23 protein-coding genes and 1 pseudogene are annotated in these 23,729 nt (G+C 72.8%); 8 read left to right on the top strand and 16 right to left on the bottom strand.

Annotated features, from left to right (window positions below; all coding sequences use genetic code 11):
• Window positions 1-611 (bottom strand): annotated as a pseudogene (locus tag BAW75_RS29860) (phosphotransferase family protein); the annotation flags it as partial.
• 191 nt (window positions 612-802) lie between these two features.
• Here BAW75_RS29860 and BAW75_RS29865 point away from each other — a divergent pair.
• Entirely contained in the window at window positions 803-1,324 is a 522-nt protein-coding gene (locus BAW75_RS29865) for a SigE family RNA polymerase sigma factor (protein ID WP_104115750.1), read from the top strand.
• A complete protein-coding gene (locus BAW75_RS29870; RefSeq protein ID WP_244206317.1) occupies window positions 1,290-2,591 on the top strand; it encodes a rod shape-determining protein MreC in 1,302 nt (433 codons plus the stop codon). Before BAW75_RS29865 ends, BAW75_RS29870 begins: the two co-directional genes overlap by 35 nt.
• Window positions 2,592-2,659: 68 nt before the next feature.
• Here BAW75_RS29870 and BAW75_RS29875 read toward each other — a convergent pair whose 3' ends face one another.
• Entirely contained in the window at window positions 2,660-3,265 is a 606-nt protein-coding gene (locus tag BAW75_RS29875; RefSeq protein ID WP_167435641.1) for a hypothetical protein, read from the bottom strand.
• A gap of 241 nt (window positions 3,266-3,506) precedes the next feature.
• On the bottom strand, window positions 3,507-4,661 hold the full coding sequence (locus BAW75_RS29880) for a hypothetical protein (protein ID WP_043326319.1): 1,155 nt from the start codon (window positions 4,659-4,661) through the stop codon (window positions 3,507-3,509).
• 244 nt (window positions 4,662-4,905) lie between these two features.
• Between BAW75_RS29880 and BAW75_RS29885 the strand changes: the two genes are divergently transcribed.
• Together BAW75_RS29885 and BAW75_RS29890 are read left to right on the top strand one after the other, a co-directional pair.
• Window positions 4,906-6,447 carry a gluconokinase gene (locus BAW75_RS29885; protein ID WP_104115753.1) on the top strand — a complete coding sequence of 514 codons (1,542 nt, stop codon included), beginning with the start codon at window positions 4,906-4,908 and terminating at the stop codon, window positions 6,445-6,447.
• Between the two features lie 22 nt (window positions 6,448-6,469).
• A complete protein-coding gene (locus tag BAW75_RS29890; RefSeq protein ID WP_104115754.1) occupies window positions 6,470-7,978 on the top strand; it encodes a GntT/GntP/DsdX family permease in 1,509 nt (502 codons plus the stop codon).
• Between the two features lie 4 nt (window positions 7,979-7,982).
• On the opposite strand, the gene BAW75_RS29895 is transcribed toward BAW75_RS29890, so the two are convergent.
• The 12 genes from BAW75_RS29895 to BAW75_RS29945 form a co-directional block, all read right to left on the bottom strand.
• Window positions 7,983-8,267 (bottom strand): putative quinol monooxygenase, encoded by a 285-nt coding sequence (locus BAW75_RS29895; RefSeq protein ID WP_013474158.1) that lies wholly within the window; start codon window positions 8,265-8,267, stop codon window positions 7,983-7,985.
• Between the two features lie 27 nt (window positions 8,268-8,294).
• Window positions 8,295-9,053 (bottom strand): MerR family transcriptional regulator, encoded by a 759-nt coding sequence (locus tag BAW75_RS29900; protein ID WP_104115755.1) that lies wholly within the window; start codon window positions 9,051-9,053, stop codon window positions 8,295-8,297.
• A 110-nt stretch (window positions 9,054-9,163) separates the two neighbouring features.
• Window positions 9,164-9,796, bottom strand: coding sequence for a hypothetical protein (locus tag BAW75_RS29905; protein ID WP_043326326.1), 633 nt, complete (start codon window positions 9,794-9,796; stop codon window positions 9,164-9,166).
• Window positions 9,797-9,926: 130 nt separating this feature from the next.
• Window positions 9,927-12,206, bottom strand: coding sequence for a putative bifunctional diguanylate cyclase/phosphodiesterase (locus BAW75_RS29910; RefSeq protein ID WP_208635349.1), 2,280 nt, complete (start codon window positions 12,204-12,206; stop codon window positions 9,927-9,929).
• 146 nt (window positions 12,207-12,352) lie between these two features.
• Window positions 12,353-13,858 carry a hypothetical protein gene (locus BAW75_RS29915; RefSeq protein WP_104115756.1) on the bottom strand — a complete coding sequence of 502 codons (1,506 nt, stop codon included), beginning with the start codon at window positions 13,856-13,858 and terminating at the stop codon, window positions 12,353-12,355.
• Window positions 13,855-14,925: a hypothetical protein gene (locus BAW75_RS29920; protein ID WP_104115757.1), complete on the bottom strand. Its 1,071-nt coding sequence runs from the start codon at window positions 14,923-14,925 to the stop codon at window positions 13,855-13,857. Before BAW75_RS29920 ends, BAW75_RS29915 begins: the two co-directional genes overlap by 4 nt.
• Before the next feature lie 72 nt (window positions 14,926-14,997).
• Window positions 14,998-15,174: a hypothetical protein gene (locus tag BAW75_RS32505; protein ID WP_157539057.1), complete on the bottom strand. Its 177-nt coding sequence runs from the start codon at window positions 15,172-15,174 to the stop codon at window positions 14,998-15,000.
• A gap of 2 nt (window positions 15,175-15,176) precedes the next feature.
• A complete protein-coding gene (locus BAW75_RS29925) occupies window positions 15,177-15,410 on the bottom strand; it encodes a zinc-ribbon domain-containing protein (protein WP_043326332.1) in 234 nt (77 codons plus the stop codon).
• A 78-nt stretch (window positions 15,411-15,488) separates the two neighbouring features.
• Window positions 15,489-16,316 (bottom strand): SRPBCC family protein, encoded by an 828-nt coding sequence (locus BAW75_RS29930; protein WP_043326334.1) that lies wholly within the window; start codon window positions 16,314-16,316, stop codon window positions 15,489-15,491.
• Window positions 16,309-16,869, bottom strand: a complete 561-nt coding sequence (locus tag BAW75_RS29935) for a winged helix-turn-helix domain-containing protein (RefSeq protein WP_064446873.1) — start codon at window positions 16,867-16,869, stop codon at window positions 16,309-16,311. Before BAW75_RS29935 ends, BAW75_RS29930 begins: the two co-directional genes overlap by 8 nt.
• A 91-nt stretch (window positions 16,870-16,960) precedes the next feature.
• Window positions 16,961-18,304 (bottom strand): class I SAM-dependent methyltransferase, encoded by a 1,344-nt coding sequence (locus BAW75_RS29940; protein ID WP_104115758.1) that lies wholly within the window; start codon window positions 18,302-18,304, stop codon window positions 16,961-16,963.
• Window positions 18,301-19,686, bottom strand: a complete 1,386-nt coding sequence (locus BAW75_RS29945) for an FAD-binding oxidoreductase (RefSeq protein ID WP_064446871.1) — start codon at window positions 19,684-19,686, stop codon at window positions 18,301-18,303. Before BAW75_RS29945 ends, BAW75_RS29940 begins: the two co-directional genes overlap by 4 nt.
• Before the next feature lie 91 nt (window positions 19,687-19,777).
• Between BAW75_RS29945 and BAW75_RS29950 the strand changes: the two genes are divergently transcribed.
• From BAW75_RS29950 to BAW75_RS29960, 3 genes are read left to right on the top strand one after another with little or no spacing between them, the layout of a single operon-like run.
• Window positions 19,778-20,248 carry an aminoacyl-tRNA deacylase gene (locus BAW75_RS29950; protein WP_104115763.1) on the top strand — a complete coding sequence of 157 codons (471 nt, stop codon included), beginning with the start codon at window positions 19,778-19,780 and terminating at the stop codon, window positions 20,246-20,248.
• A gap of 40 nt (window positions 20,249-20,288) precedes the next feature.
• Window positions 20,289-20,573, top strand: coding sequence for a DUF427 domain-containing protein (locus BAW75_RS29955; protein ID WP_104115762.1), 285 nt, complete (start codon window positions 20,289-20,291; stop codon window positions 20,571-20,573).
• A gap of 58 nt (window positions 20,574-20,631) precedes the next feature.
• Window positions 20,632-21,354, top strand: a complete 723-nt coding sequence (locus BAW75_RS29960; protein WP_104115759.1) for an RICIN domain-containing protein — start codon at window positions 20,632-20,634, stop codon at window positions 21,352-21,354.
• Window positions 21,355-21,369: 15 nt separating this feature from the next.
• On the opposite strand, the gene BAW75_RS29965 is transcribed toward BAW75_RS29960, so the two are convergent.
• Window positions 21,370-22,668: an MFS transporter gene (locus BAW75_RS29965; protein ID WP_104115760.1), complete on the bottom strand. Its 1,299-nt coding sequence runs from the start codon at window positions 22,666-22,668 to the stop codon at window positions 21,370-21,372.
• A gap of 71 nt (window positions 22,669-22,739) precedes the next feature.
• Here BAW75_RS29965 and BAW75_RS29970 point away from each other — a divergent pair.
• The coding region (locus tag BAW75_RS29970) for a GlxA family transcriptional regulator (RefSeq protein ID WP_208635350.1) at window positions 22,740-23,729 on the top strand (990 nt) is incomplete at its 3' end.

Consider the following 23,729-nt stretch of genomic DNA (forward strand, 5'->3'; position numbering starts at 1 on the left):
CCGCCGACGGGGAGGGGCGGATGCTGCTGGCGGTCGTGCCCAGGCACGTCCGCCAGCAGCATCCGCCCCTCCCCGTCGGCGGCGAGCACCTTCGGCCCGTTGACCAAGGAGCTCGGGTCACCGGGGAACGCCAGGACCGTGGGCTCGTGGCGGGCGAAAGGGGGGAGCTGCTTCAGCCACGTAGGGCCCGCGTCGGTGTCCAGGCGCCAGATGGCGGAGAGGTTCCAGGTGCGCTGCTGCGCCACCGCCGTCACCCGACGGCCGAGCCGGCGCAGCTCACCCGTCGCCCAGCCGACGCTGCGGTCCGGGCCGCCGGCCTGCGCCCACGACTGGCGCAGCGGGTGCGGCGCGAGGTCCACGGCAACCGGTTCCAGGGGTACGGCGGGCACGTCGGCGGTCTGCGCCAGGTAGCGGACGTGGCCGCCGGGCGGCGCGGGACGGTCGGCGTCGAGCAGCCGCAGCACGGCGACCGCCAGACCGTGGCGACGACGAACCTCGGCCACGATCGAGGCGACCTCCTGCCACCACGGCTCCGGCACGTCGAACGGCGGCAGCGCGCCGAGCGGACGGCCAGCGGCGTCGAGCAGGATCAGCGTGACGGTGCGGGACACGGCCGGACGGTAGCCGGGAACCGCTGCCGGAGGCGACCACATTCGTCGGGCGCCGGGCCGGTCGTCACTCTCACCAACCCTCGGGCCGAGATAATTGATCGTCAAGGATTTCCCGGGGTCACGGCAACGTTTGCCGGGGTCGAGGGCGTAAGTAGTGGCCGTGAGATCGAAACCGAAGGTGCGGGTGGCCGATGCACGATCGCGAGGATGAGGAGGTGACAGCCTTTGTGCGGGCGCGTTACGGAGCGCTGCTTCGGACCGCCTTCCTGCTGTGCGGAGACCGCGGGAAGGCCGAGGATCTGGTCCAGACGACGCTGGCCAAGACGGTCGTGGCGTGGTCTCGGCTGCAACACTCAGAAGGCGTCGATCATTACGTTCGCCGCGTTCTGGTAAACACCTTCGTCACCTGGAGGCGACGCCGATCCTGGTGGGAACAGCCCTTGGGCCGGCTGGTGGAGACTCAGGCACGCGACGAGTACGTGGGCGTGGAACAGCGCGACCTGCTCCGCCGGGCGTTGGACGGGCTGCCGGCACGACAGCGTGCCGCCGTCGTCCTGCGCTTCTACGAGGATCTGTCGGAGCAGGACACGGCGCTCGTCATGGGTTGTTCGGTCGGCACGGTCAAGAGTCTTTCGTCAAGGGGCCTGCGGACTCTGCGTCAGCAGTGGGTTGAGGCCGATGCTGTCGCTGATCAAGAGGTGCGCTATGCATGACACGACCGAGTTGCGCGACGGCCTGGCGGATCTGGCTGAGTCGGTGATACCAACAACGGGCTATGAAAGCAAGATCATGCGTCGGGCGGAACGGCGTCGCGGACGGCGGCGTATCGCCGCCGGAGCTGCCGCGGCAGTGTGCTTGGCGGTGCTGGTCACGACGTTTCGGGTGGTCGGATTCGGGTCCACGCCGCAACTCGCCGCGCCGCCGCCGGACGGTCCTTTTCTGAGCTGGTCTCCGGTGGGAGACGTGGACGCGCGACTGGTTCGGGAGGCCACCGGCGTCTGGGACCGCGCCGGCTCGACGGGTCCCCACACCGATGTTCGGGCCCTTGTCGCGACGCGCCATCCGCGCCTGCGCTCGACAGTGGTCGTCTTGCAGGCGTACGACAAGCAGGGTGACGCGCGGTTGGCGTTCTTCACGGGTGATTCCGGTGCCGCGGACGCCTTGCGGATGCGGGTCGATCGGCCGGCACCCGATCCGGTGAAGACCCAGGTGATAAGTCTCGTCAGTCCACGCCTGTCCGGAGCCGCCGGCGAGGTGAGCAACGACCCTGCGGGCACCTACGCCATTGCCCTCGCCATGCCGGGCGTGACAGCGCTGCGGGTGTCGAGCACGGCTGTCGACGACGAGATCGTCCAAGAACCGGACGGACCCACCAGCCGCCTCGTCGTGAAACGGCTTCCGATCGCTGCGACGGCGCAGACGACGACGATCGCGGGGTTCGTCAAGCCGAAGCGGCCGTTCGCCGGCTTCACGAAGATGTTCGAGGTGCCGGGTGAGGCGGGCGTGGACGGCGACGCGCTGGCCGTGCCCGCAGAGGTGATCGGCAGGAACGGCCAACAGATCACCGTGGCGTTCCCGAAGGATCAGGGAGTGCGGCGAGGGCAACTTGCGGTCGTCGCCGAGGGCTTGGTCGGACGCGTGTACGCAGTCGACACCGTCCGTGGCGAAGCCACTGTCGACCTCGTCACCAGCACCGGATTCTCCGGACAGGTGTACACGAACATCAGCAACGTACCGGGGTTCGTGCGCGGCACCGGCGGAAAGCTCGTGATGGAGGGCATTCCCGCGAACGGTGAGGTCTACCGGACCAACCGTGTGCTGATGCCGGATCCGTCCCAGCAGAGCGATCGGGCCGGCGCTGTCACCATCGGGCGAGCCGCTGCGGACAAGGTAACGGGCTCGACCACGGTGGAGCTCACTCCGGCAGCCGACCTTGCCGACCTGACCAGCCTGTCGATCATGACACCGTCTACCCCGTGAGGACGGTCCGCCGACGCAAGAATGCGCGGAGGCTGCTCGCCTCCGCGCATTCTCAGCAGGTCTGCGGGTCAGTAGTGGACCGAGCCACTGCCCGAAGCCTTCGCGATGTCACCGCCGGAGTTGCCGGTGGAGAAGTAGTAGAAGTGCATGGTGGTGTTCGTCGGAACATTTGACCAGCACCACGTGCGCGTCACGCCGTCAGTGGGAACGGTGATGGTTCCGCCCGCCGAAAGGCTGACCTTGAACTGATGATACGAGCCCTGGGGGTAATCCCACGTGGCTTCGATGTCCTTGCAGAAACTCGTCTTCGTGGACTTGAAGTCCCGGCCGTCCATGCTCCACACTCCATCGAATGTGAAGGAGTACGGAATTGCGGACACCGCGAACGGAGTCATTCCCGTCGTGACCGTCGGGCCATTCTGCGTGTAGTGGTCGATCGAGCCCTGGAGCTTGGGCTTCCCGCCGGTGACCGTCATGGTCACGTTCGGCGGCAGCGACGCCCATACCGCTGCATTGTTCGCCTCGATCTCGGCGGCACTGGCCGTCGGCTTCGCCGACTCGCCGTCGGCCAATTCGGTTTTCGGTGCCGCTTGAGCCGGAGCAACCAACAGCAGCAATCCTGTGGTTGCGGCAGCGGCGATTCCCAGCGACCGCTTCACCAACGAGTGTGACACTCTGTGATCCTCCCGTGCGGTTTGTGTGATAACCCGACCTTGCCATTAATCGAGTCACAACAACAAGACTGACCACGGTCGATCTTTGTGCGGCTTGTCACCGGCATCGGGTCAACGCTTTCGATGCGCATGTGGTATTAGCTGAGTCTCTACATGAGACAGATGTCTGGGAATCCCGCCGACAAAAGTGCAACAGCGCGAGAAATCGTTGCGCGAACAAGGCAGCCGACTGAAAACGGATTCAGCGCCAGACGGTGCGGCGCAACCCCTGGTGCCCGGCGCACACGTCGCGCTGGCCACCCGTGCGGCTGATCGAGCCGTCGCGGCACTGCACCAGCCAGCCGCGATCGGACCAGAACCCGGGTACGCACTCGAACCAGTCGCACACCCCGGCGGCCGGCCTGCGGATTCGCTGGCCGCCGCAGAAGTCGTACCCGAAGGGGTTCGCCGGGGCGCCGCAGCGGCGCTCGACCGGCGGCTGGGGCGTGCCGCGCGGCGGCGCGGGACGGGCGCGCGACGGCTCGGGGCTGGTCGTGGGCCGGACCTGGACGGCGGGCGCGACCTGCGGTGGCGCGGGAGTGCCGGTGGCCGCCGGGGTGGCCGCGACGGCGCGCTCCGAGCCGGCCCGGGTCGGCGGGTTGGACTCGAAGAGCATCGCCGGGACGACGAGCGCGAGCGCCGCGCCGACGGCCACCGTGCGCCGGCCGCCGGGCACCAGCGCGGAGACCCGGGCCTGGGCGGGGGTGAGCACGGGCGGTCGCTGGGGGCGCTCCGCCGCGTGTTCCTCGATCAGCTCGTCCAGCTCGGCCACGACCGCGGCGCGCTGCTCGATGGCGTCGGCGAACGCGAGCGTGAGCGTGAACCGGAAGTCGGCCACCGCGCCGGTGGGCAGCAGCAGCCCGGAGGTACGTCGCCGGTCCAGCACCTGGATCAGGGTGACCGGCGCGCCGGGGTCGTGGGACAGGCCGGTCATCCGGCCGTACGCCCAGTCGCGCCTCCCGCGCCCGCCGAGCAGCACCAGCCGGCGGTTGGTGAGCACGGCAAGCCCGGCGTCGACCACCTTGACGCCCTCCGGGCGGCGCGGGCGCAGCACGGGCGGGTCGGGGTCGACCGTCAGCTCGGGGGCGGGCAGCACGGCGGTGTGCCGCACCTCCACCAGTTGCGCGGCCGGGAGCGTCCAGAAGACCACCTCACCGGGGGCCAGCTCCATCGGCAGGCCGACGCCCGCCTGGGCCGAGCCGTGGAAGGACACCGCGAGCGTACGCAGGCGGCGCAGCTCGTCGTCGCGGCGTCGCCACGCCTCGTCGGCCGCGCGGAAGGCCCGCTGCCGCCGTTCGTTCTGCCGGTGCGCCCACCGGTACCGCCATGTGGAACCCGTCGAATCAGTCTTCGTCACGCCGACTCCTCCGCCGCGCGAGCCCACCAATCGGGGTGTCATTCATGTCAACGATCCGGCAGGGGTACGAAGACACGCGAAAGTCGCCAATTAGACCGATCGGCTGATTGACCGACACTATCGACGGAAACTCCCCCGCGCTTCCCGGCGGCGCTGCTTCGTCATGCGCGCGCGGGAGCACGTCGGTAACGTCAGCCGCACAGCGGGGCGTACCGCGGCCCCCGGGCGGCGAGGAGGTGCACCGGTGGGCGACCCGGCCGTCGTGGTGGGCGTGGACATCGGCACCACCAGTTCCAAGGCGGTCGCGTTCGACACCTCCGGCCGGCAACTGGCGAGCCACTCGATCGGTTACCCGCTGGAGGAGCCGAACCCCGGCTGGGCCGAGCAGGACCCGGACCTCATCTACGAAGCGGTGCTCGGCGTCATCCGCGCGGTCGTCGACGAGCTGGCCGCGCCGATCGCCGGCCTGTCGTTCAGCACCGCCATGCACAGCCTGATCGGGCTGGACGCCGACGGCACCCCGCTGACCCCGTCGATCACCTGGGCCGACTCCCGGGCCAGCGCGCAGGCCGAGCGGCTGCGGGCGGTGCCGTCCGGGCTCGCGCTGCACCGCCGCACCGGCACCCCGGTGCACCCGATGGCGCCGCTGCCCAAGCTGGTCTGGTTCGCCGAGCAGGAGCCGAAGCTGCACGAGCGGGTCGCGCACTGGGTCGGCATCAAGGATCTGGTGCTGCGGCGGCTCGCCGACGCGCTCGTCACCGACCACTCGGTCGCCTCCGCCAGCGGGCTGATGGACATCCACCGGCTGGCCTGGGACACCGAGGCGCTACGCCTGGCCGGCATCACCGAGGAGCAGCTCCCCCAGCTCGTACCCACCACGCACGTGCTGCCCGGGCTCACCGCCGAGGCGGCGCGGGCCACCGGCCTGCCGGCGGACACCCCGCTGGTGGTGGGCGCCGGCGACGGGCCGCCGGCCAGCGCGGGCCTCGGCGCGGTACGCCCCGGCGTGGTGGCCTGCTCGATCGGCACCAGCGGCGCGATGCGGGTGATGGTGGAACGCCCCGGCGTGGACCCGCTCGGCGGCGTGTTCTGCTACGCCCTCACCGAGGACCGCTGGGTGGTCGGCGGCGCCATCAACAACGGCGGGATCGTCCTCCAGTGGGCGAACGACGCGCTCGCCCCGGAGCTGGGCGAGCACGCCGAGGAGGAACTGCTCGACCTGGCCGCCCAGGCGCCGGTCGGCTCCGGCGGGCTGATCATGCTGCCGTACCTGCTCAGCGAGCGGGCGCCGCACTGGAGCGCGCTGCCGCGCGGCGCGTACGTCGGGCTGACCCACGGCCACGGCCGGGCGCACCTGGTCCGGGCCGCGCTGGAGGGCGTCTGCCAGCAGCTCGCGCTGGTCCTCGCCTCGGTCCGGGCGGCCGGGAACGAGGTACGCGAGGTCCGCGCCAGCGGCGGCTTCGCCCGCAGCCCGCTGTGGCGGCAGATCCTCGCCGACGCGCTCGGCATGCCGGTGCGGTTCCCCGCCGGGCACGAGGGGTCCGGCTTCGGCGCGGCGCTGCTCGGCATGCAGGCGCTCGGCCTCATCGAATCGATCGAGGTCGCCGCCGACCTGGTCCGGATCGAAGAGACGGTCCGCCCGGATCCCGCCTCCGCCGCCACGTACGCGGCGCTGCTCCCCCTCTTCTCCGAGCTGTACGACGCACTGGTACCCACGTTCGCCTCACTGCGACGGATGGCGCCGAGCCTGCCGCCGGAACCCCCACCCACCGCACCACCCCGCTGACCGACCGAAGGGCGTGATAGCCGTGGTCACACTGCTCGCCGCACCAGCGGAACCGCTCACGAACGCCGGTGACACCCAGCTCGTCCTCGCCGCCCTGCTCGGCATCGCCGCTGTCGTCCTGCTCATCGCGTGGGGCAAGGTGCACCCGTTCCTCGCGCTGATCCTCGGCGCCGCGGTGCTCGGCGTGGTCGCCGCCGTACCCGTCGACAAGATCGTCACGTCGTTCAGCGGCGGCGTCGGCTCCACGGTCGGCGGCGTGGGCCTGCTGATCGCGCTCGGCGCGATGATCGGCGGCCTGCTGGCCGAGTCCGGCGGCGCGGACGGCATCGTGGAACGGGTGGTCGGCCGGGTCTCCGGGACCGCGCTGCCCTGGGCGATGGCCGGCGTGGCCGCGCTCATCGGCCTGCCGCTGTTCTTCGAGGTCGGCGTGGTGCTGCTGGTGCCGATCGTGCTGCTCGTCTCGCTACGGGTGAACGTGCCGCTGATCAAGATCGGCATTCCCGCGCTGGCCGGCCTGTCGGTGCTGCACGGCCTGGTGCCGCCGCACCCCGGCCCGCTGGTGGCCATCGACGCGCTCGGCGCGAACCTCGGTCAGACGCTCGCCCTGGGCCTGCTGGTGGCGATCCCCACGGTGATCATCGCCGGGCCGGTCTTCGGCAACTTCATCGCCCGGTACGTGCCGGCCACCGCCCCGGCCGAGCTGCTGCCGACCCGGCGCGACGCCGACGACCGCAGCCCGACCCGGCCCGGTGACGGACGGCTCGACGCCGACGGCGACCTGGTCACCGAGGACGACCTGGTCAACCCGGGCACCGGGCGGCCCGGCGGCGCGATCGACGAGCCGGCCGGACGGCGCTCGCGCCGCGCCCCGGCGCTGTGGGCGGCGGTGGTCACCGTGCTGCTGCCGGTGGTGCTGATGCTGCTGCGGGCGATCGGCGAGCTGACGCTCGGCGAGGACACCACCGGCCGCAAGGCGCTGGACATCGTCGGCACCCCGATCATCGCCCTGCTCGCCGGCGTCATCTTCGCCATGATCTTCCTGGGCTACCGGTCCGGCTTCAGCCGTACCCAGGTCTCCGGTTTCCTCGGCGGCTCGCTGCCGCCGATCGCCGGCATCCTGCTGATCGTCGCCGCCGGTGGCGGCTTCAAGCAGGTGCTCGTCGACGCCGGCGTGGGCGACCTGGTCGCGAACGCCGCCGACGGCGCGAACCTCTCCCCGCTGCTGCTCGGCTGGCTGGTAGCTGTCGGCATCCGGGTCGCCACCGGCTCGGCCACCGTCGCCACCATCACCGCCGCCGGCATCGTCGCGCCGCTGGCCGACACGCTCGCCGCCCCCGAGGTGGTCCTGCTGGCGCTGGCCATCGGCTGTGGGTCGCTGTTCTTCTCCCACGTCAACGACGCCGGCTTCTGGCTGGTGAAGGAGTACTTCGGGTTGACCGTCGGGCAGACCATCAAGAGCTGGTCGGTGATGGAGACCATCATCTCGGTGGTCGGTTTCCTCGGCGTCCTGCTGCTCGACGTCTTCATCTAACGGGTCAGGGAGCCTCGACGCCGGAGATGCGGAACTTGTGCACCTCGGCGCCGAGGATCTCCGTCACCTGCTCGGCCTCCGGGCCGGAACCCCGGAACGCCAGCAACTGCTCGTCGGACTCCCACCGCTCGTAGACGTTGATCCGGCCCGGCTCGACCAGGTCCGCGCTGACCGCGAAGTCCACGCAGCCGGGCGCGTCCCGGGCCGCACGGACGGCAGCCTCGCAGGACGCCAGGTAGGCGTCCCGCCGGGCCGGATCGACGTAGAGGGTGCCGGCGACGATGAGCATGCCGGCCATCCTGCCACCCGCACCCGGTCAGGACCGGGTGATCGCGTTGGCGTGGATCGCCTCGTTCAGGTACGCGGCCATCCCCGGCCGCAGCGCCTCGAAGTACGCGGTGAACCGCGGGTCCGCCACGTACATGTCGGCCAGACCGGTGTGGATCTCGTACGAGCAGTCGTACCACCACTTCGTGATGAGCTGCCGGTGCTCCTCGGCCAGCGCCATCGCCTCCGGGCCGTCAGCGGGCGCCCCCGATTCCATGAGCGCGGCGAACCGCCGCCCCCACTCCTCGTTCTCCGCCTTGTTGCGCAGCCAGTCCTCCTTCGAGTAGCGGCCCGCGCGCTCCTGCGACTGCCGGTACGCCTCGGTGCCGCCCCAGCGCTGCTCCGCCTCCTCGGCGTGCTCGTCCGGGTCGAAGTCCCCGAACACCTCGAACCGCTCCTCCGGCGTCAACTGGATCCCCAACGTCCTCGCCTCCATCGCGTGTTCGATCGCCGCGACCATCTCCTGGAGCTTCCCGATCCGCCCGGACAGCAGCTCGTGCTGCCGGCGCAGGTGCGCCACCGGGTCGGCGTCCGGATCGTCCAGGATCTCGGCGATCTCCTCCAGCGGGAACCCCAGCTCCCGGTAGTAGCGGATGAGCTGCAACCGGTCCAGGTCCGCCTCGTCGTAGCGGCGGTAGCCCGCCGCCGTGCGCCCGCTGGGCCGCAGCAGCCCGATCTCGTCGTAGTGGTGCAGCGTCCGGACCGTCACCCGGGCCGCCCGCGCCACCTGCCCCACCGTGTACGCCATGGTTCCCTCCCTTCCGCGACCAAGGCTGCCGCCTTCCGCTGCGTGAGGGTCAAGCCGGAAAACACGACGACGCCCCCGACCAGGATCGGCCGGGGGCGTCGTCGGTGCGGTCAGTTGGTGACCTTCTCCTTCTCCGGGGCGGCGAAGGTCGCGGTCGGCGGGGTGCGGAAGGCGTGCACCAGGCCGGCGGCGGAGAGCAGCAGGAGCAGGCCCGCGCCGAGGTACACGGCCAGGGCGCCCTGCTCGGCCTTGCGGCCGAACTCGCTGAAGCCGTACGAGGTGAGCAGCAGGCCCCGCAGCGTCTCGCCCTTGAACACGGTCTCCCGCTGGGCGGTCACCTCGGCGAGCTGCTTCTGCAGGTCGGCCAGGTTCGCGGCGTTGCTCTGCTCGGCCTGGGCCACCTGCTCACGAAGCGCGCTCTGCGGCTCGCCCAGGTCGGCGTAGGTCTTGCCGCCGGCCATGTTCTTCAGGTGCAGGCCGATGTACTCGTTGGCGTAGCACTCCGCCTGCTTGCCGGTGGTCATCTTCTGGCCGGCGTACTCGCGCAGGCAGTCCGACTTCTTCTCCTCGTCGGAGAGCTTGTCCGCCGGGGTGAAGGTGATGTTCTGCTCGCCGAGCTGGCTGCGTACGTAGTCGTTGGCGAAGTTGGCGTTCGTCGTCAGGACGACGCCGACGACGAGCAGCAGGACCGCCAGGCCCAGCCCACCGATGCTGAACAGCAGGTCGAGAGTCCGTCGCTTCATATCAAGCTCCCGTGTGGAGGGTGTGTTCGTCTTGTTGACGAGAACCATCATGGCGGTGCCGGACCGCCCGTGAGCAGGGTCGAACCCCCTGTCCCGTCCGGGACCTTCGGCCCCCGTGGACCCGGGCCGGTCAGCGGTCCGCGCCCGCCCCGGACAACGCGGGAAGCAGGTCGGTCAGGGCGGCCGGGCGGCCGTACCGCCAGCCCTGGCCCTGCCGGCAGCCGATCGCGGTGACCGCCGCGTGCTGCGCGACCGTCTCCACACCCTCGGCCACCACGGCCAGGTCGAACGCGCCGGCCAGCCGGTTCACCATCTCGACTGTGGCGTACGCGCGGCTGTCCCCGGCGTCCAGCCGGGACACGAACGACCTGTCGATCTTCAGCTCGGTGGCCGGGATGCGGTGCAGATAGCTCAGCGAGGAGTACCCGGTGCCGAAGTCGTCGATGGCGATGCGGATGCCGAGGTCACGCAGCTGGGACAGCCGGTCCAGCACCGCCTCGCTGCCCTCGATCAGCGCGGACTCGGTGAGTTCCAGGGTGAGCGCGCGGGGCGGCAGGCCGGCCGCGGCGACCGCGCCGGTGACGGTGGCGATCAGGTCGGGCCGGCACAGGTGGGCGGCGGCGATGTTGACCGCGACCGTCACCTCCGGCGCATGCGCGCGCCAGGTCGCCGCGGCCCGGCACGCCTCGTGGATGACCCACCTGTCGATCGCCACGATCAGCCCGGTCTCCTCCGCCAGCGGCAGGAACCGGGCCGGGGTGAGCACGCCGAGGCGGGGATGCCGCCAGCGCACCAGCGCCTCGGCGCTGCGTACCGCGCCGGTGTCGAGGTCGACGATCGGCTGGAACTCCATCAGCAACTGGCCCTCGTCCACCGCCCGGCGCAGGTCGGCGATCAGCTCGGCGCGGCTGACCGCCGACTCGCGCAGTTGCGGCGTGCACGTGCGGTACGCGGCCTTGCCGGCCGCCTTCGCCGCGTACATGGCGATGTCGGCGTCGCGGAGCAGGTCGGTGTGCGAGGCGTGCTGCGGCCCGTACTCGGCGATGCCGATGCTCGCCGACGGGTGCACTCCCAGGTCCTCCTCGCCATGCAGCGGCTCCAGCGCGGCCAGCAGCCGGATCGCGAGCCGCTCGGGCGGCACCGCGCGGTCCCCGGCGACCAGCACCGCGAACTCGTCGCCGCCCAGCCGCGCGATCATCCCGTCCGGGCCGACCGCGTCCCGCATGCGCTCCGCCGTGGCGGTGAGCAGCCGGTCCCCGGCGGCGTGCCCGAACCTGTCGTTCACCTGCTTGAAGCCGTCCAGGTCGAGCAGCACCACGGCGACCGGCCCGCCGGTGCGCAACGCCCGCCGCAGCCGCCGGACGAACGTCAGCCGGTTCGGCAGGCCGGTGAGCTGGTCGGAGTACGCGAGCCGGCGCAGCCGGCCGACCAGCCGCAGGTTCTCGTTCGCGGCCAGCCCCTGACGCAGCGCCAGTACGCCGAGCAGGGCCATCATGCCGACGAAGACCACGTGCGGGGTCTGCCCGCTGGGCCGCCGCGACAGCATGACCGCGACGATCGCGCCGCCCACCGGCAGGTACGGCAGCGCCACCCGCCACCACGGCGGCAGCGGTGACTCGACCACGTCGTCGTCGCCGTCCTCGTCGACCGGCGGCGGATAGCGGGTGGCCAGGCCGACCAGCAGGTAGCTCAGCGGCCAGCAGATGTCGACCGGGTGACCGGGCGTGTAGTTGCCGTGCGCGACCAGGGAGACGTAGACGGCGTCCGCGCCGGCCCGGATCGCCAGGCCCGCCCCGATCACGGTGAGCGCCCGCCACATCGGCCGGCCCGGACCGGCGACCGCCACCAGGATGGTGAGCTGCATCAGGTCGAACATCGGGTAGAGCAGGCCGAACGTACGCATCGGATCGGCCAGGCCGGCCTCGGTGATCTCCTGGAACACCACCACCCAGCCGATCGGGAGGAGGGCCAGCCCGACGATGACCCCGTCGAGCAGGGTACGGGCCCGGCCGATCAGGCTGCGCGGGCCGGCGCGGAAACTGAGCAGGGCGGCGGTGCCGGTGACGATGCCGCCGGCGAACAGTCCGGCGACCAGCGGCGTGTGCGGCAGCCCGAGCCCGCCGAGACGCTCGACCGTCCACACCGTACGGCCGAGCGCGGCGAGGACCATGGTGACCGCGAGCAGCTCCCAGAACCGGCGTAGCGCGACCGGGTGGCGCCGCGCCGCGCCGACGCAGAGCACCGCCGCGAGGCTCGACACCGCAACCGCGCCGAGGTCGCTGACCAGCGCCGCGCCGGCCGGCGGGGCGACCAGCCAGGCCGTCTCCCCGAGTACGACGACGGCGGCCGCGACAAGTCCGACACGGCCGGCGAGCGGATGACGGGCCGGCGCAGCGGCGGCGAGGCTCACGTCGAGCTGGGGTACAACGATGCGCTCCGGCTCTCTTCCAGACGTGCACCCTCGACGCCGAGGGCAGGACGACGGACGGCGCAAGCCTAGTCAGCGCCGGGGGCCGCCGCCAGAGTCGACGGCTGTCGGTCAGCGGACCGTGACGGTCAGGACCAGTCCTCCGCCGGGGCCGGGTCCGGCGGTGCGGCGGCCGTGCCGGGCGGGCCGCCGTGCGTCCACGGCGTCTCCTCCGGCGCAGGGAACGCGCCACCCGGCAGGAAACCGTCGGAGAGGCTGGTCAGGCAGATCCGCTCGCCCACCTCCGGGACGCTGCCGGGCGGCGCGGTCAGCCCCCGGCCCATCCCGCCGGACAGTTCCAGCACCACCTCGGTCTTGCCGTCCGCGCCGGGCGTCACGAACACCACAGTCGCCTTCTGCGCCGGGCGCTGCGGCGAGTACAGCCTCGCGCCCACCGGCATCGGCACCGGCTCGGTGGTGACCACCTGGATGCGCGGGCGCAGCACCGGCCGTTTGCCGGAGTCGTCCACCCGCGCCGGGTCGGCGAGCGTCACCTCACCGACGAACGCCTCACCGGACAGCCGGTGCTCGGCCATCACCAGCGGATCGTCGTAGGCGCGCTGCACCGCCCACGCGGTCGACGCCCGTTCCAGCCGCTGCAACCGCAGCGCCGCCGCCACCGCGCCGTCGCGCCGCGGCTGCGGGCCGCCCCCGGCGTCGACGTGCTCGGCGTGCGCGGTGAACGCGTCCCGGTCACCGGCCCACCGGCCGGCCACCCGAGCACCGGCCGGCAGCGTCCGCAGCAGGCCGACGCCGCGCCACATCAGCTCCCAGGTGGGCGCGAGCTGGTCGCGCAGCAGGCCGGCGAGCTCGTCGTACGCGGCCGCGCGGGCCGCCGGGTCGTCCCCGGCCCGGGTGTACGCCTCGATCGCCGGGGCGAGCCGACGGTTGTCGAAGTCCGGGTCGGTGGCCGGCCCGGCCGGCGGGCAGTGTGCCGGGTCCTCGGCGCGGGCCGCCGCCTCGGCCCCGGTCAGCCCGGCCGGCGGGTCCAGCCAGCCCAGCACCGCCGGCAGATGCAGGTCCTCCACCACGCTCTGCCCGGTCGCCCAGTGCAACGTCAGCGCCTCGGTCAACGCCAGCAGCGCCGACGAGCCGGGCTGCTCGGCACGCTCGGCGAAGAACGTCAGCCAGCGACCCAGCAGCGGCACCGACTGGTGCACCGGATAGTCGCCGTCGGTACGGCGGAACCGGGTCGAGCGCCCGAACAGCCGCAGGAACGTGATCCCGGCCGGGTTCGGCACCAGCAGTTGCGGCGCGTCGACGTACCGGTGGCGGACGTCGCGGCCCCGGTCCACCGGCACCGCCTCGGTCAGGTCACGGAACTCGTCCAGGTACGGCAGCACGATCGCGGCCAGCTCGGCGGCGAACGCGAACCGCTGGTCCCGGTTGCGCGGCTGCGGCACCACCAGCAGCCGGGCCTCGTCAGGCGCGGCGCCGACCATCGCGGCGAGCGGGGCGTTCGCCTCACCGGCGAGCGCGAGCGGCACCACCACCAACGGCCGCTCCGACAGGTGCAGGTGGCGGACGGTGGCCACCGGCTGGGCCCGCCCGGAGGCGACCGCCTGCGCCCGGGCGAGGGCGCGCAGCGTACTCATGCGGTCTGCCCGGCGAGGGCGTCGGCGCGCAGGCGCGCGGCGGCCCGCAGCAGCGCGGCGGCCTCCGCCTGCCCCGGCTCGGGCGCGGCCGAGCCCTCGGCGAGCGCCAGCACGTCCGCCACCTCCTCGACGCCGCCCAGCGCCTCGCGGACCGGCCGGCCCAGCGCGCCGGTCTGCCCGCGCGCCTCGTGCCGGCAGAAGTACGCCAGCTCGCAGGCGGCCAGGCAATCAGGCGCGTAGCGGGCCGGCACCTCGTGCAGCGCGGCGGCGAGCGTCGCCGGATCGGCCGCCGGGTCGACCGTGAACCCGGCCGGTACGGCGGCGAGCAGGTCCTCGACCCGGGCCATCCGGGCCAGCTGGCGGCGCAGCACCAGCAGCTGGCGGCGCACGTCGAGCAGGCTGGCCACCGGCTGGTTGGCGAAGTCGCGCGGGCAGACCAGCACCACCTCGTGCGACACCAGCTCCGGGTCGTGTCCCTCGGCGGCGAGCAGCTCGCGCAACGCCAGCACGTAGACGGCGGACTGGATCGCGGCGGCGGCGACCTTGCCCGGGTCGGCCTGCCCGTCGATCACCGGGAACGACTTGATCTCCACGACGTGGAACCGGCCCGCCAGCCGGGCGGCGACCAGATCCGGTTCCAGGTGCACCCGGGTACCCGCCACGTCCAGGCCGAGCAGCGGGTGGTCGAACAGCGCCGGGCCGTTGCCGCTCGCGGTGAGCGCCGCCCGGGACCGTTCCGGCCGGTCGTCGTCGGCGCCGAGGTCGGTCCAGGTCGCGCCCTCCGGGACGGGTACGCCGAGCCGCTCCGCGACCAGGCGCAGCAGTTCCTTCCCGCCGTCGGCCTTCACCTGCGCCTCGAATGCGTTGCCGCGGGTGATCGCGAAGCGGGACTGACCGAAGCGGGCCGGGAAGCCGAGTCGCTCGGCCAGCGCCGGCTTGTCCGCGCCCGCGCTGTCCAGCACGGCGCGGCGGGTGCAGCCGGGGTTGCCGGTCAGCGCGGCGATGGTACGGGCGTTGTGCCGCCGGGGCGGCCCACCACCCCTGATCCGTGCCAGCCGATCTTCCACCCGATGAAGTGTAAGGAAGGGCCCCCTGTTAACGCCTCCGGTAGAGGAAGGGCCCCTTATTAACACGGTGCGTCAGCGGTCGGCGGAACGGTTCCAGGGCGAGCGGGGCGACTGCGCGCCCGCGACCCGGCGACGCCGGCGGTGGTGCCTGCGCCCGGGCGTGCAGGGTGGACGGGCGGCGGTGTGCACCGGCGGGGCGGCCGGAGCGGCCGGCTGCCGGCCGATCAGCCAGTAGAGGAAGCGGGTCACGGTCAGCCGACCGGGAGGCGCTCGGCCTCGGCGCGGGAGATGTCGTACTCGGCGCCGCAGAACGTGCACTGCTGCGCGTACCGGGTGCGCAGCGGGATCAGCGGGACGAAGAAGAGGCTGAACTTGGTGACCCGGCGAGTGATCACCTGGGCGGCCTGGTTGCCGCAGTTGCGGCAGACCTCGGTGACGACGCCGGACCGGACGACCTTGGTCCGCAGCCCGAAGATGAAGAACATCGCCCGGCATTACCCACCCGGGCGCCGTGTTAAAAGGGGCCCCCTCCTCTACCGGAGGCGTTAAGAGGGGGCCCTTCCTTACAGCCAGATCGGCTTCCAGTTGGGCACCTCGTGGAAGCGCCGCAGCTCGGCCCACCCGGCCACGTTGCCGCTCCACGCCGCGTACGGCGGGTTGCCCTCGTCGAAGCCGGACTGCACGAACGTCAGCTTCGTCCGGCCGTCGGACTCCGCCAGTTCCCAGGACGTCACGCCGACGGGCCCCCAGTCGATGGACAGCGCCCGCCCCGGCGTCACGTCGAACACCTTCGCGGCCTCACCGGCGTCGAGGCCGCCCATCGCGTACCGGCCGCCCTCCCAGGGCTCGACGCCGATCGGGTAGCCGAACCAGGCGGTGACCTGCTCCGAGTCGGTGAGCGACGTCCACACCTTGTCCATCGGCGCGTCGATGACCACCTCGCCGCGCAGGTCGGCGGAGGTGAAGTCGGTACGCGGCAGCAGCGGCCGGCCGTCCAGGTGGTCGTTGAGGTGGGCGATCGCCAGGTACCAGTACGTCTGGAGCACGCCCCGGATGCTGCTGCCGCTCATCGCCTCCGCGTAGTCGAAGTGGCTCTGCCGCAGCGTGAGTATCGTGCCGTCGCCGTCGGGCTCCAGTTCGAACTCGGTGGTGGTCTCCACCCCGTCGAGCGTCCACGCGAAGCGCAGTGTCCGGTCGTCGACGTGCAGCAGCCGCTGGTGTGGCGCGTCGCCCTCGGGCGTGTAGCGGCCCCAGAACTCGTACCGCCGGGGCAGCTCGACCTCGGCGTGCTCGGCCAGCCAGACGCGCAGCTCGGCGGGGTCGGTCAGGGCCCGGCGGACGGTGGCCACGGGTGCGGCGAGGCGGGCGCGGATGGTCATCGGCTCACTCATGCTTGTCGCCTTTCGGGTAGCAGGCCACGGCGAGTTTGAAGGCGTCGCCCTCGGCGCCGCCGTAGCGCGTGAACAGGTCCTGCAGCGTCGTCTGCAGGTCGTGCAGGAACTCCTGCCGCCGCTCGGCGGGCACCCGGATCTCGCCGGAGACGCCGATGGACGGCAGTTCGGGGGCGGCGCGGTCGAGCGCGGCGATGTCGGCCTGGACCTCTTCCATGAGGTCGAGCAGGTAGCCCAGGCTCAGCTCGTCGCGGGCGCGGCGGGCGCCGCCGATGCGGCCGACCAGGCGGGGCGAGAGCCAGTACGAGCGGGCGGCGGCCTGGTAGATGCCCTCGGTGATGCCGCGCACCTGGCGCTGCGCCACCTGCTCGGCCAGCCCGGCCGCGACGAGCTGCTTGACGTGGTAGTAGACGCGCTGCGGCGTCTGCTCCAGCCGGGCCGCGACCTCGGTGCAGGTGCGGGGTTCGGCCAGTTGCCGCAGCACCTCGATGCGCTGCGGCTTGAGCAGGGCTTCGGCCTGCTCGCGCTGTTCCAGGTACAGGACGTCTCTCATGGCAAAATCAGTTTGTACGTACAAAACTTCTTTGTCAATGACTTCGACGAGAGGCCGCGCGGTCCGCGCGGCCTCTCGTCGGTACGACCGGTCAGGGCGTCCAGTCCGGACGCAGCGGGTACCCGTTCACCCCTTCCGGGCCGTTGTGCGTGGCGAGCACGTGGTGCAGCTGGATGCCGTTGCGCTCGAACGCCAGCCGGGAGCCGGCCATGTAGAGGCCCCACACCTTGGCGGTGCCCGGCCCGACCTCGCCGACGCAGAAGTCCCAGTGCTCGACCAGGTTGCGGCACCAGCCGGCGAGCGTCAGCGCGTAGTGCTGGCGCAGGTTCTCCTCGTGGTGCACCTCGAACCCGGCGTCGTGGATCTCGCTGATCAGCCGGCCCGGACCGGCCAGCTCGCCGTCCGGGAAGACGTACCTGTCGATGAACGCGCCGGAGCGGTGCGGCGCCCGGTTGTCGGCCCGGGTGATGCAGTGGTTGAGCAGCCGCCCGCCGGGCTTGAGCCGGGAGCGCAGCGCGCCGAAGTAGGCCGGGTAGTTGCGCACGCCGATGTGCTCGGTCAGCCCGATCGAGGAGATCGCGTCGAACTGCTCGTGCGGCGCGTCCCGGTAGTCCAGGTGGCGCACCTCCGCCAGCTCGCTCAGCCCCTCCCGCTCGATCGCGGCCCGCGCCCACTCGGCCTGCGCGCGGGACAGGGTGACACCGAGCGCCTTGACGCCGTACTCGCGGGCCGCGTGCCGGACCATGCCGCCCCAGCCGCAGCCGACGTCCAGCAGCCGCATCCCCGGCTTGAGCGCCAGCTTGCCGGCGACCAGGTCGTACTTGGCCCGCTGCGCCTCTTCGAGGGTGTCGCCAGGACTGCGGAAAACCGCGCAGGTGTACGTCATGGACGGCCCGAGCACCTTCTCGTAGAAGGCGTTCGACACGTCGTAGTGGTGCGAGATCGCGCTGCTGTCCCGGGTACGCGAGTGACGCAGCCCGGTCATCAGCCGCCGCCAGCGCGGGGCCGCCTCCTGCGGCGGGGGCGGCGGCGGACGCAGCCGTTCCCAGCCCAGCCCGCGGACCAGCGCGAGCGCCTCACTCATCGCCGGGAGCCGCAGCGGCACCTCGTCCTTGATCACCCGCAGCGCCTCGTACGGGTCGCCCGGGTGCACGCCCTCCAGCCCCAGGTCACCGCTGACGTAGGCGCGGGCCATGCCCAAGTCGCCGGGCGCGGTGAGCAGGTAGGACAGGCCCCGCTCGGTGTGGATCGCCAGGGTGATCCCGGCGTCGGCCGGGCCCACCGCGCTGCCGTCGTAGCCGGTCACCCGGACGGGCAGGTCGCCGGTGGTGACCGCGCGGACCACGTCCGCGACTGTGGGTCTGGTACGCCGGCCGCCCGCCGGCGGGCCGGCCGGGGCGCTCGCCGCCCCCGGTGTTCGGTCGGTCAGACTCATGCTCGGGATACCGCCTTCTCGTACAGTCCGGTGAGTCGGTGGTCCGGGTCGTAGCGGTCCTTCACGGCGCGCCAGGTCTCCCCGCCGTAGAGCCGGTCGAACTCGCCCCGGTCGTAGTACGCGTCGGAGTAGAGCGACTTGTGACCGCCCACCTCCGACACCATGCGCTCGATCTGGCGGTTGACGTCCCCGTCGGCGGCGCCCGCCGCGATGGGCACGCTTCCCCAGAAGCCGATGTTCACATACGTTTCGCCCGGTCGGAGCGGATATAGCGGCCACGCCTTCGCCGACCCGGGGCCGGCGGGCTCGCGCAGCCGCAGCGGGCACAGCCACACCGGCGTCATGCCCACGTTCGCCGCGAACCAGCGCAGGAACTCGGGCGTGCGGTCCAGCGGGACCTCCACGTCCTGCACCACCCGTTCGCGGGCCGGGCGGCCCCGCCACCTGTCGACGCGCGCGGCCACCTGGTGCCGGTGCTCCAGCCGCACGATCCGGTGGTAGACGTCGCTGCGCCGGTAGCGCCGCGGCCACAGCCGCCGCACCACCGGGTGCTGCACCCCGAACGCCGCCGAACACCAGAACCAGTCGGTGTCCCAGCGCCAGAGATAGTCGTACGCGGTGAGCGTGTCCCGGGTGCGCCGGCGCAACGAGCGGTAGTAGATCTCCTGGCCGGTGTAGTCGGACGGACCGTCCTCGGCCTCGTCGGTGAACGTGCCGAGCACGAGGTACGCCTCGCCGGGGCTGAACATCACCCCGTCCATGGCGTCGACCGGCTCGCCGCCCCAGGCGCCCTTGGCCACCACCTCGCCGACCGCGTCGACCAGTTCCTCCAGCCGGGTGAACCGGATGTTGCGCAGCGCCATGTGACGGCGTACCGGTTGCAGCTCGATGCGCAGCCGGGTGGCGTAGCCGAGGCTGCCCAGCGAGTTGGGGAAGGCCCGGTGCAGCTCGGCGTGCTCGCCCCGGGGCCGGGTCGTGACGATCTCTCCCGAGCCGGTGAGCACGTCCATCTCCAGCACCGACTCGTGCGGCAGGCCGTTGCGGAAGGAGGTGGACTCGATGCCCAGCCCGGTCACCGCGCCGCCCAGCGTGATCGTGCGCAACTGCGGCACGACAAGCGGCATCAGGCCGTGCGGCAGCGTCGCGTCGACCAGATCCTCGTAGGTGCACATGCCCTGCACGTCGGCGGTGCGGGCCGCCGGGTCGACGGCGAGCACCCCGGTCAGGCCGCTCACGTCCAGACCCGGCGTACGTGGAGCGGAACGTGGCCGGAAGAGGTTCGAGGTCTGCTTGGCCAGCCGTACGGGTTCCCCGGCGGGCACCGCGGCGTAGGAGCGCCGCAGCGTGTCCACCGCCCGTTCATGATCACGGACAGCGTGCATGAGATCACCTTACGCGCGGGTACGACAATTCGGGGGACGTCCACGATGGCCTCGCCGACTCACGGTCGGCGCGCGCGTTACCGTGACCGCCATGGCGAATCCCGCGCTGACCGCTCTCGACCACACCGGCCTGCCGTACCGGGTCATCCGGCACGGCCCGGTGGCGAGCCTCGCCGAGGCGGCCGCGGCGCGCGGCGTCGAGGTGCCGGACGTGGTCAAGACGATCGTGGTCCGCCGCGGCGAGGGCGACCTGCTGTTCGTGCTGACCCCCGGCGGCCGGGTGATCTCCTGGCCGAAGCTGCGCGCCCTGCTCGGTGTGAGCCGGCTGTCGATGCCGGACGCCGAGGCGGCGAAGGCCGCCACCGGGTACGCGCGCGGCACCATCACGCCGTTCGGCTCCACCACCGCCTGGCCGGTGGTCGCCGACGAGCGGCTGCGCGGCCGGGAGATCACGCTCGGCGCGGGCGAGCACGGCCTCGCCGTCGCTGTCGACGCGGACACCGCGCTGGCCGCGCTCGAGGCGACGGTGGCCGACGTGACCGATGAGGAGCCGACGCGCTGAGCGGTGGCCGGTGGACGGCCGGCGGCATAGCGTGGAGGACATGCCGAAAGCCGTCTGGAACGACCTCGTCGTCGCCGAGAGCGACGACACGGTGCTGGTCGAGGGCAACCACTACTTCCCCCGTACGGCGCTGCGCGAGGACCTGATCCGCCCCTCCGACACCCACACGGTCTGCCCGTGGAAGGGCACCGCCTCCTACTACACGCTCGAACACGGCGGCGCGACCAGCCCGGACGCCGTCTGGTACTACCCCGAGCCGAAACCGGAGGCGGAGATGGTCCGCGACCGGGTGGCGTTCTGGAAGGACGTCCGGGTCGTCGACTGAGTCACCGTGCCGCCGGGGCGACTGGCACCCGGCGGCCCCGGTGGGTCACCATGCTCCCATGGCCGACCCGCACTCCGACCCGTCCGGCACCGTCTACGGGGCCCGCCGCGCCCGTGGCGCCCGTGGTCTCCGGCTGCCGCAGGACCCGCTGATGCGGATCGCGCTGGGCGTCGGCGTGACCGGCGTACTCCTCGGGGCCTTCTTCGCCACCGGCGTGCTCGGCGGTGGCGACGAGCGGCCGGTGGTGCCGGCGGCGGCAGTGCCGACCGCGACGGCGAGCGAGCCGAGCGCGGAACCGTCGGCGGAGCCCACGCCGTCGTCTTCGCCCTCGCCGAGCGCGGCGCCGACCACCCCGGCCGCGCCGGTGGCCACGCCGAAGGTGCTCCGGGGCGTGCCGTCCGGGCGCTGCCTCGGCGTGACCGGCGACGAGGCCGAGGGCGCGCAGGCCGTGCTCGCCGACTGCACCGGCGGGCCCGAGCAGCAGTGGGTGGTCACGCCGGTCACGAACGACACCTACCTGCTGGTCAACGCCGCGAGCAGCAAGTGCCTGGACGTCAACGAGGCGAAGACCGACGACGGCACGGACGTGCAGCAGTGGTCCTGCAACGGGCAGGCCAACCAGCAGTGGCGGTTCCAGCAGGCCGGCGACGGCGTGGCGCTGCTGGTCGCCGTGCACAGCGGCAAGTGCGCGCAGGTCGACGACGCGGGCACCGAGCCCGGCCGCGAGTTGGAGCAGGCACCGTGCAGCGGCGCTCCGGAGCAGCAGTGGGCGGTCGGCTGACCGGCAGCGCGGGCGTCAACCCCGGTAGCTCCAGGCCCGCCGGCCCGCGACCACCGGGAGCGCGAACGCCGGTTCGTCGGCGGGACGGCGGCGCAGCAGCAGCGACAGCCCGGCCGCGCCGACCGACAGCGCGCCCGCCACGTACCAGGCCATCGCGTAGTCGCCGAGCCGATCCCGGACCAGCCCGGCGCCGGTGGCCGCGAGCGCGGCCCCGAACTGGTGCGCGGCGAACACCCAGCCGAACACCACCGCCCCGGACGCGCCGAACCACTCCCGGCACAGCGCCACAGTGGGCGGCACAGTCGCCACCCAGTCCAGCCCGTAGAAGACGATGAAGACCAGCATGCTCGGCCGGGCCGACCCGGCGAACAGGCTCGGCAGCACCAGCAGCGACGCCCCGCGCAACGCGTAGTAGGCGCCGAGCAGCAGCCGCGCGTCGACCCGGTCGGTGAGCCAGCCGGAGGCGATCGAACCGGCGATGTCGAAGAGCCCGACCAGGGCGAGCAGCCCGGCCGCTGTGGTCTCCGGCATGCCGTGGTCGTGCGCGGCCGGCACGAAGTGCGTACCCACCAGGCCGTTCGTGGTCGCGCCGCAGATCGCGAAACCAGCGGCGAGCAGCCAGAACGGCCGCGTCCGCGCGGCGGCGGCGAGCGCGCCGACCGCCCGGGCCGCCGCGCCGCCCTCCGGCCGGGCCGGCGGCACGACCTCCGTCGCGCCGTAGGCGGGCCGCCCCAGATCCGCCGGGTGCTCGCGCAACAACCACACCACAAGGGGTACGACCGCCAGCGCGGCCCCGGCCACGACGAGTGCCGCCGTGCGCCAGCCGTGGTCGCGCACCAGCACCGCCAGCAGCGGGAGGAAGACCAGCTGCCCGGCCGCCCCACCCGCGGTGAGCACACCCGTCACCAGGCCCCGGCGCTTGACGAACCAGCGCCCGGTCACCGTCGCCACGAACGCCAGGGCCATCGAGCCGGTGCCCAGCCCGACGAGGACGCCCCAGCACAGGATGAGCTGCCAGCTCTCGGTCATCGCCACGGTCAGGCCACTTCCGGCGGCCACCAGCACCAGCGCGCCGGCCACCACCCGGCGGATGCCGAACCGGTCCATCAGCGCGGCGGCGAACGGCGCGGTGAGCCCGTACAGCAGCAGGTTGACCGAGACGGCGGCGGAGATGGTCGCCAGCGGCCAGCCGAACTCGGCGTGCAGCGGATGCAGTAGCACGCCGGGTGTGGCCCGGAAACCGGCCGCGCCGACGAGCGCGACGACGGCGACGGCGGCGACGAGCCAGGCCGGGTGCAGGCGGGATCGGTTCACCAGCCGAGTCTCGGACCGGGGTGGCCTCGCCGACGAGTGGCCGGAAAGCCATCGTGCGCAATAATCGGGCCATGTCCGTACCGCACCGGGTCGCCGTCCTCGCCCTCGACGGGGTGGTGGCACTCGACCTCGGCACCCCCGCCCAGGTCTTCGGCGCCGCCCGCACCGACGGCGGCGTCCCCCTGTACCTCGTCGCCACGTGCACCCCCGGCGGGCAGCCGGTACGCAGCAGCGCCGGCTTCCAGGTGCTCCCCGAGCACGGCCTGGAACTCCTCGATACCGCCGACACCGTGATCGTCCCCGGCATCCACGCCGGCGCGCCACTGCTCGACGGCACGGTGGCCGCCGAGGTGGCCGACGCGCTGCGCGCCGCGTACACCCGGGGAGCACGCGTCATGTCCATCTGCACCGGCGCGTTCGTGCTGGCCGCCGCCGGTCTGCTCGACGGCCGCCCGGCCACCACCCACTGGGCGTACGCCCCACGCTTCCGTCGCCTGCACCCCGGCGTACGACTCGACCCCGACGTGCTCTTCGTCGACGACGGGCGCGTGCTCACCTCGGCCGGGGTGGCCGCCGGCATCGACCTGTGCCTGCACGTCGTCCGCACCGACCACGGCAGCGCGGCGGCCAACCGGGCGGCCCGGCGCTGCGTGGTGCCGCCGTGGCGGGACGGCGGGCAGGCCCAGTACATCGAACGGCCGGTGCCCCGGGGCACCGACCACGGCACCGCCGCCACCCGCGAGTGGGCCCGGCAGCGCCTGCACGAGCCGGTGGCGTTGCGCGAGATGGCCGCGCACGCGCGGATGAGCGTCCGTACGTTCACCCGGCACTTCCGCTCCGAGACCGGGCTCAGCCCGGCGCAGTGGCTGCTCCAGCAGCGCACCGAGCACGCGCGGCTGCTGCTGGAGACCACCGACCTGAGCGTCGACCGCATCGCCCAGGACGCGGGTTTCGGCACCACAGCCGCGCTCCGCCAGCACTTCCACGCCCGGGTAGGCGTGTCCCCCACCGCCTACCGCCGCACGTTCCGCCACCCTTCCCCCGCGGCGTCCCCCGCGACG

The organism is Micromonospora chalcea, from assembly GCF_002926165.1.
Taxonomy (GTDB): Bacteria; Actinomycetota; Actinomycetes; order Mycobacteriales; family Micromonosporaceae; genus Micromonospora; species Micromonospora chalcea.

What these genes read in the sequence shown, in the direction of transcription:
- BAW75_RS29865 (WP_104115750.1), top strand. Translation starts at nt 803, where the DNA reads ATGCACGATCGCGAGGATGAGGAGGTGACAGCCTTTGTGCGGGCGCGT.
- BAW75_RS29870 (WP_244206317.1), top strand. Translation starts at nt 1,290, where the DNA reads ATGCTGTCGCTGATCAAGAGGTGCGCTATGCATGACACGACCGAGTTG.
- BAW75_RS29895 (WP_013474158.1), bottom strand. Translation starts at nt 8,267, where the DNA reads ATGCTCATCGTCGCCGGCACCCTCTACGTCGATCCGGCCCGGCGGGAC.
- BAW75_RS29900 (WP_104115755.1), bottom strand. Translation starts at nt 9,053, where the DNA reads ATGGCGTACACGGTGGGGCAGGTGGCGCGGGCGGCCCGGGTGACGGTC.
- BAW75_RS29905 (WP_043326326.1), bottom strand. Translation starts at nt 9,796, where the DNA reads ATGAAGCGACGGACTCTCGACCTGCTGTTCAGCATCGGTGGGCTGGGC.
- BAW75_RS29915 (WP_104115756.1), bottom strand. Translation starts at nt 13,858, where the DNA reads ATGAGTACGCTGCGCGCCCTCGCCCGGGCGCAGGCGGTCGCCTCCGGG.
- BAW75_RS29925 (WP_043326332.1), bottom strand. Translation starts at nt 15,410, where the DNA reads ATGTTCTTCATCTTCGGGCTGCGGACCAAGGTCGTCCGGTCCGGCGTC.
- BAW75_RS29930 (WP_043326334.1), bottom strand. Translation starts at nt 16,316, where the DNA reads ATGAGTGAGCCGATGACCATCCGCGCCCGCCTCGCCGCACCCGTGGCC.
- BAW75_RS29935 (WP_064446873.1), bottom strand. Translation starts at nt 16,869, where the DNA reads ATGAGAGACGTCCTGTACCTGGAACAGCGCGAGCAGGCCGAAGCCCTG.
- BAW75_RS29940 (WP_104115758.1), bottom strand. Translation starts at nt 18,304, where the DNA reads ATGAGTCTGACCGACCGAACACCGGGGGCGGCGAGCGCCCCGGCCGGC.
- BAW75_RS29945 (WP_064446871.1), bottom strand. Translation starts at nt 19,686, where the DNA reads ATGCACGCTGTCCGTGATCATGAACGGGCGGTGGACACGCTGCGGCGC.
- BAW75_RS29950 (WP_104115763.1), top strand. Translation starts at nt 19,778, where the DNA reads ATGGCGAATCCCGCGCTGACCGCTCTCGACCACACCGGCCTGCCGTAC.
- BAW75_RS29955 (WP_104115762.1), top strand. Translation starts at nt 20,289, where the DNA reads ATGCCGAAAGCCGTCTGGAACGACCTCGTCGTCGCCGAGAGCGACGAC.
- BAW75_RS29960 (WP_104115759.1), top strand. Translation starts at nt 20,632, where the DNA reads ATGGCCGACCCGCACTCCGACCCGTCCGGCACCGTCTACGGGGCCCGC.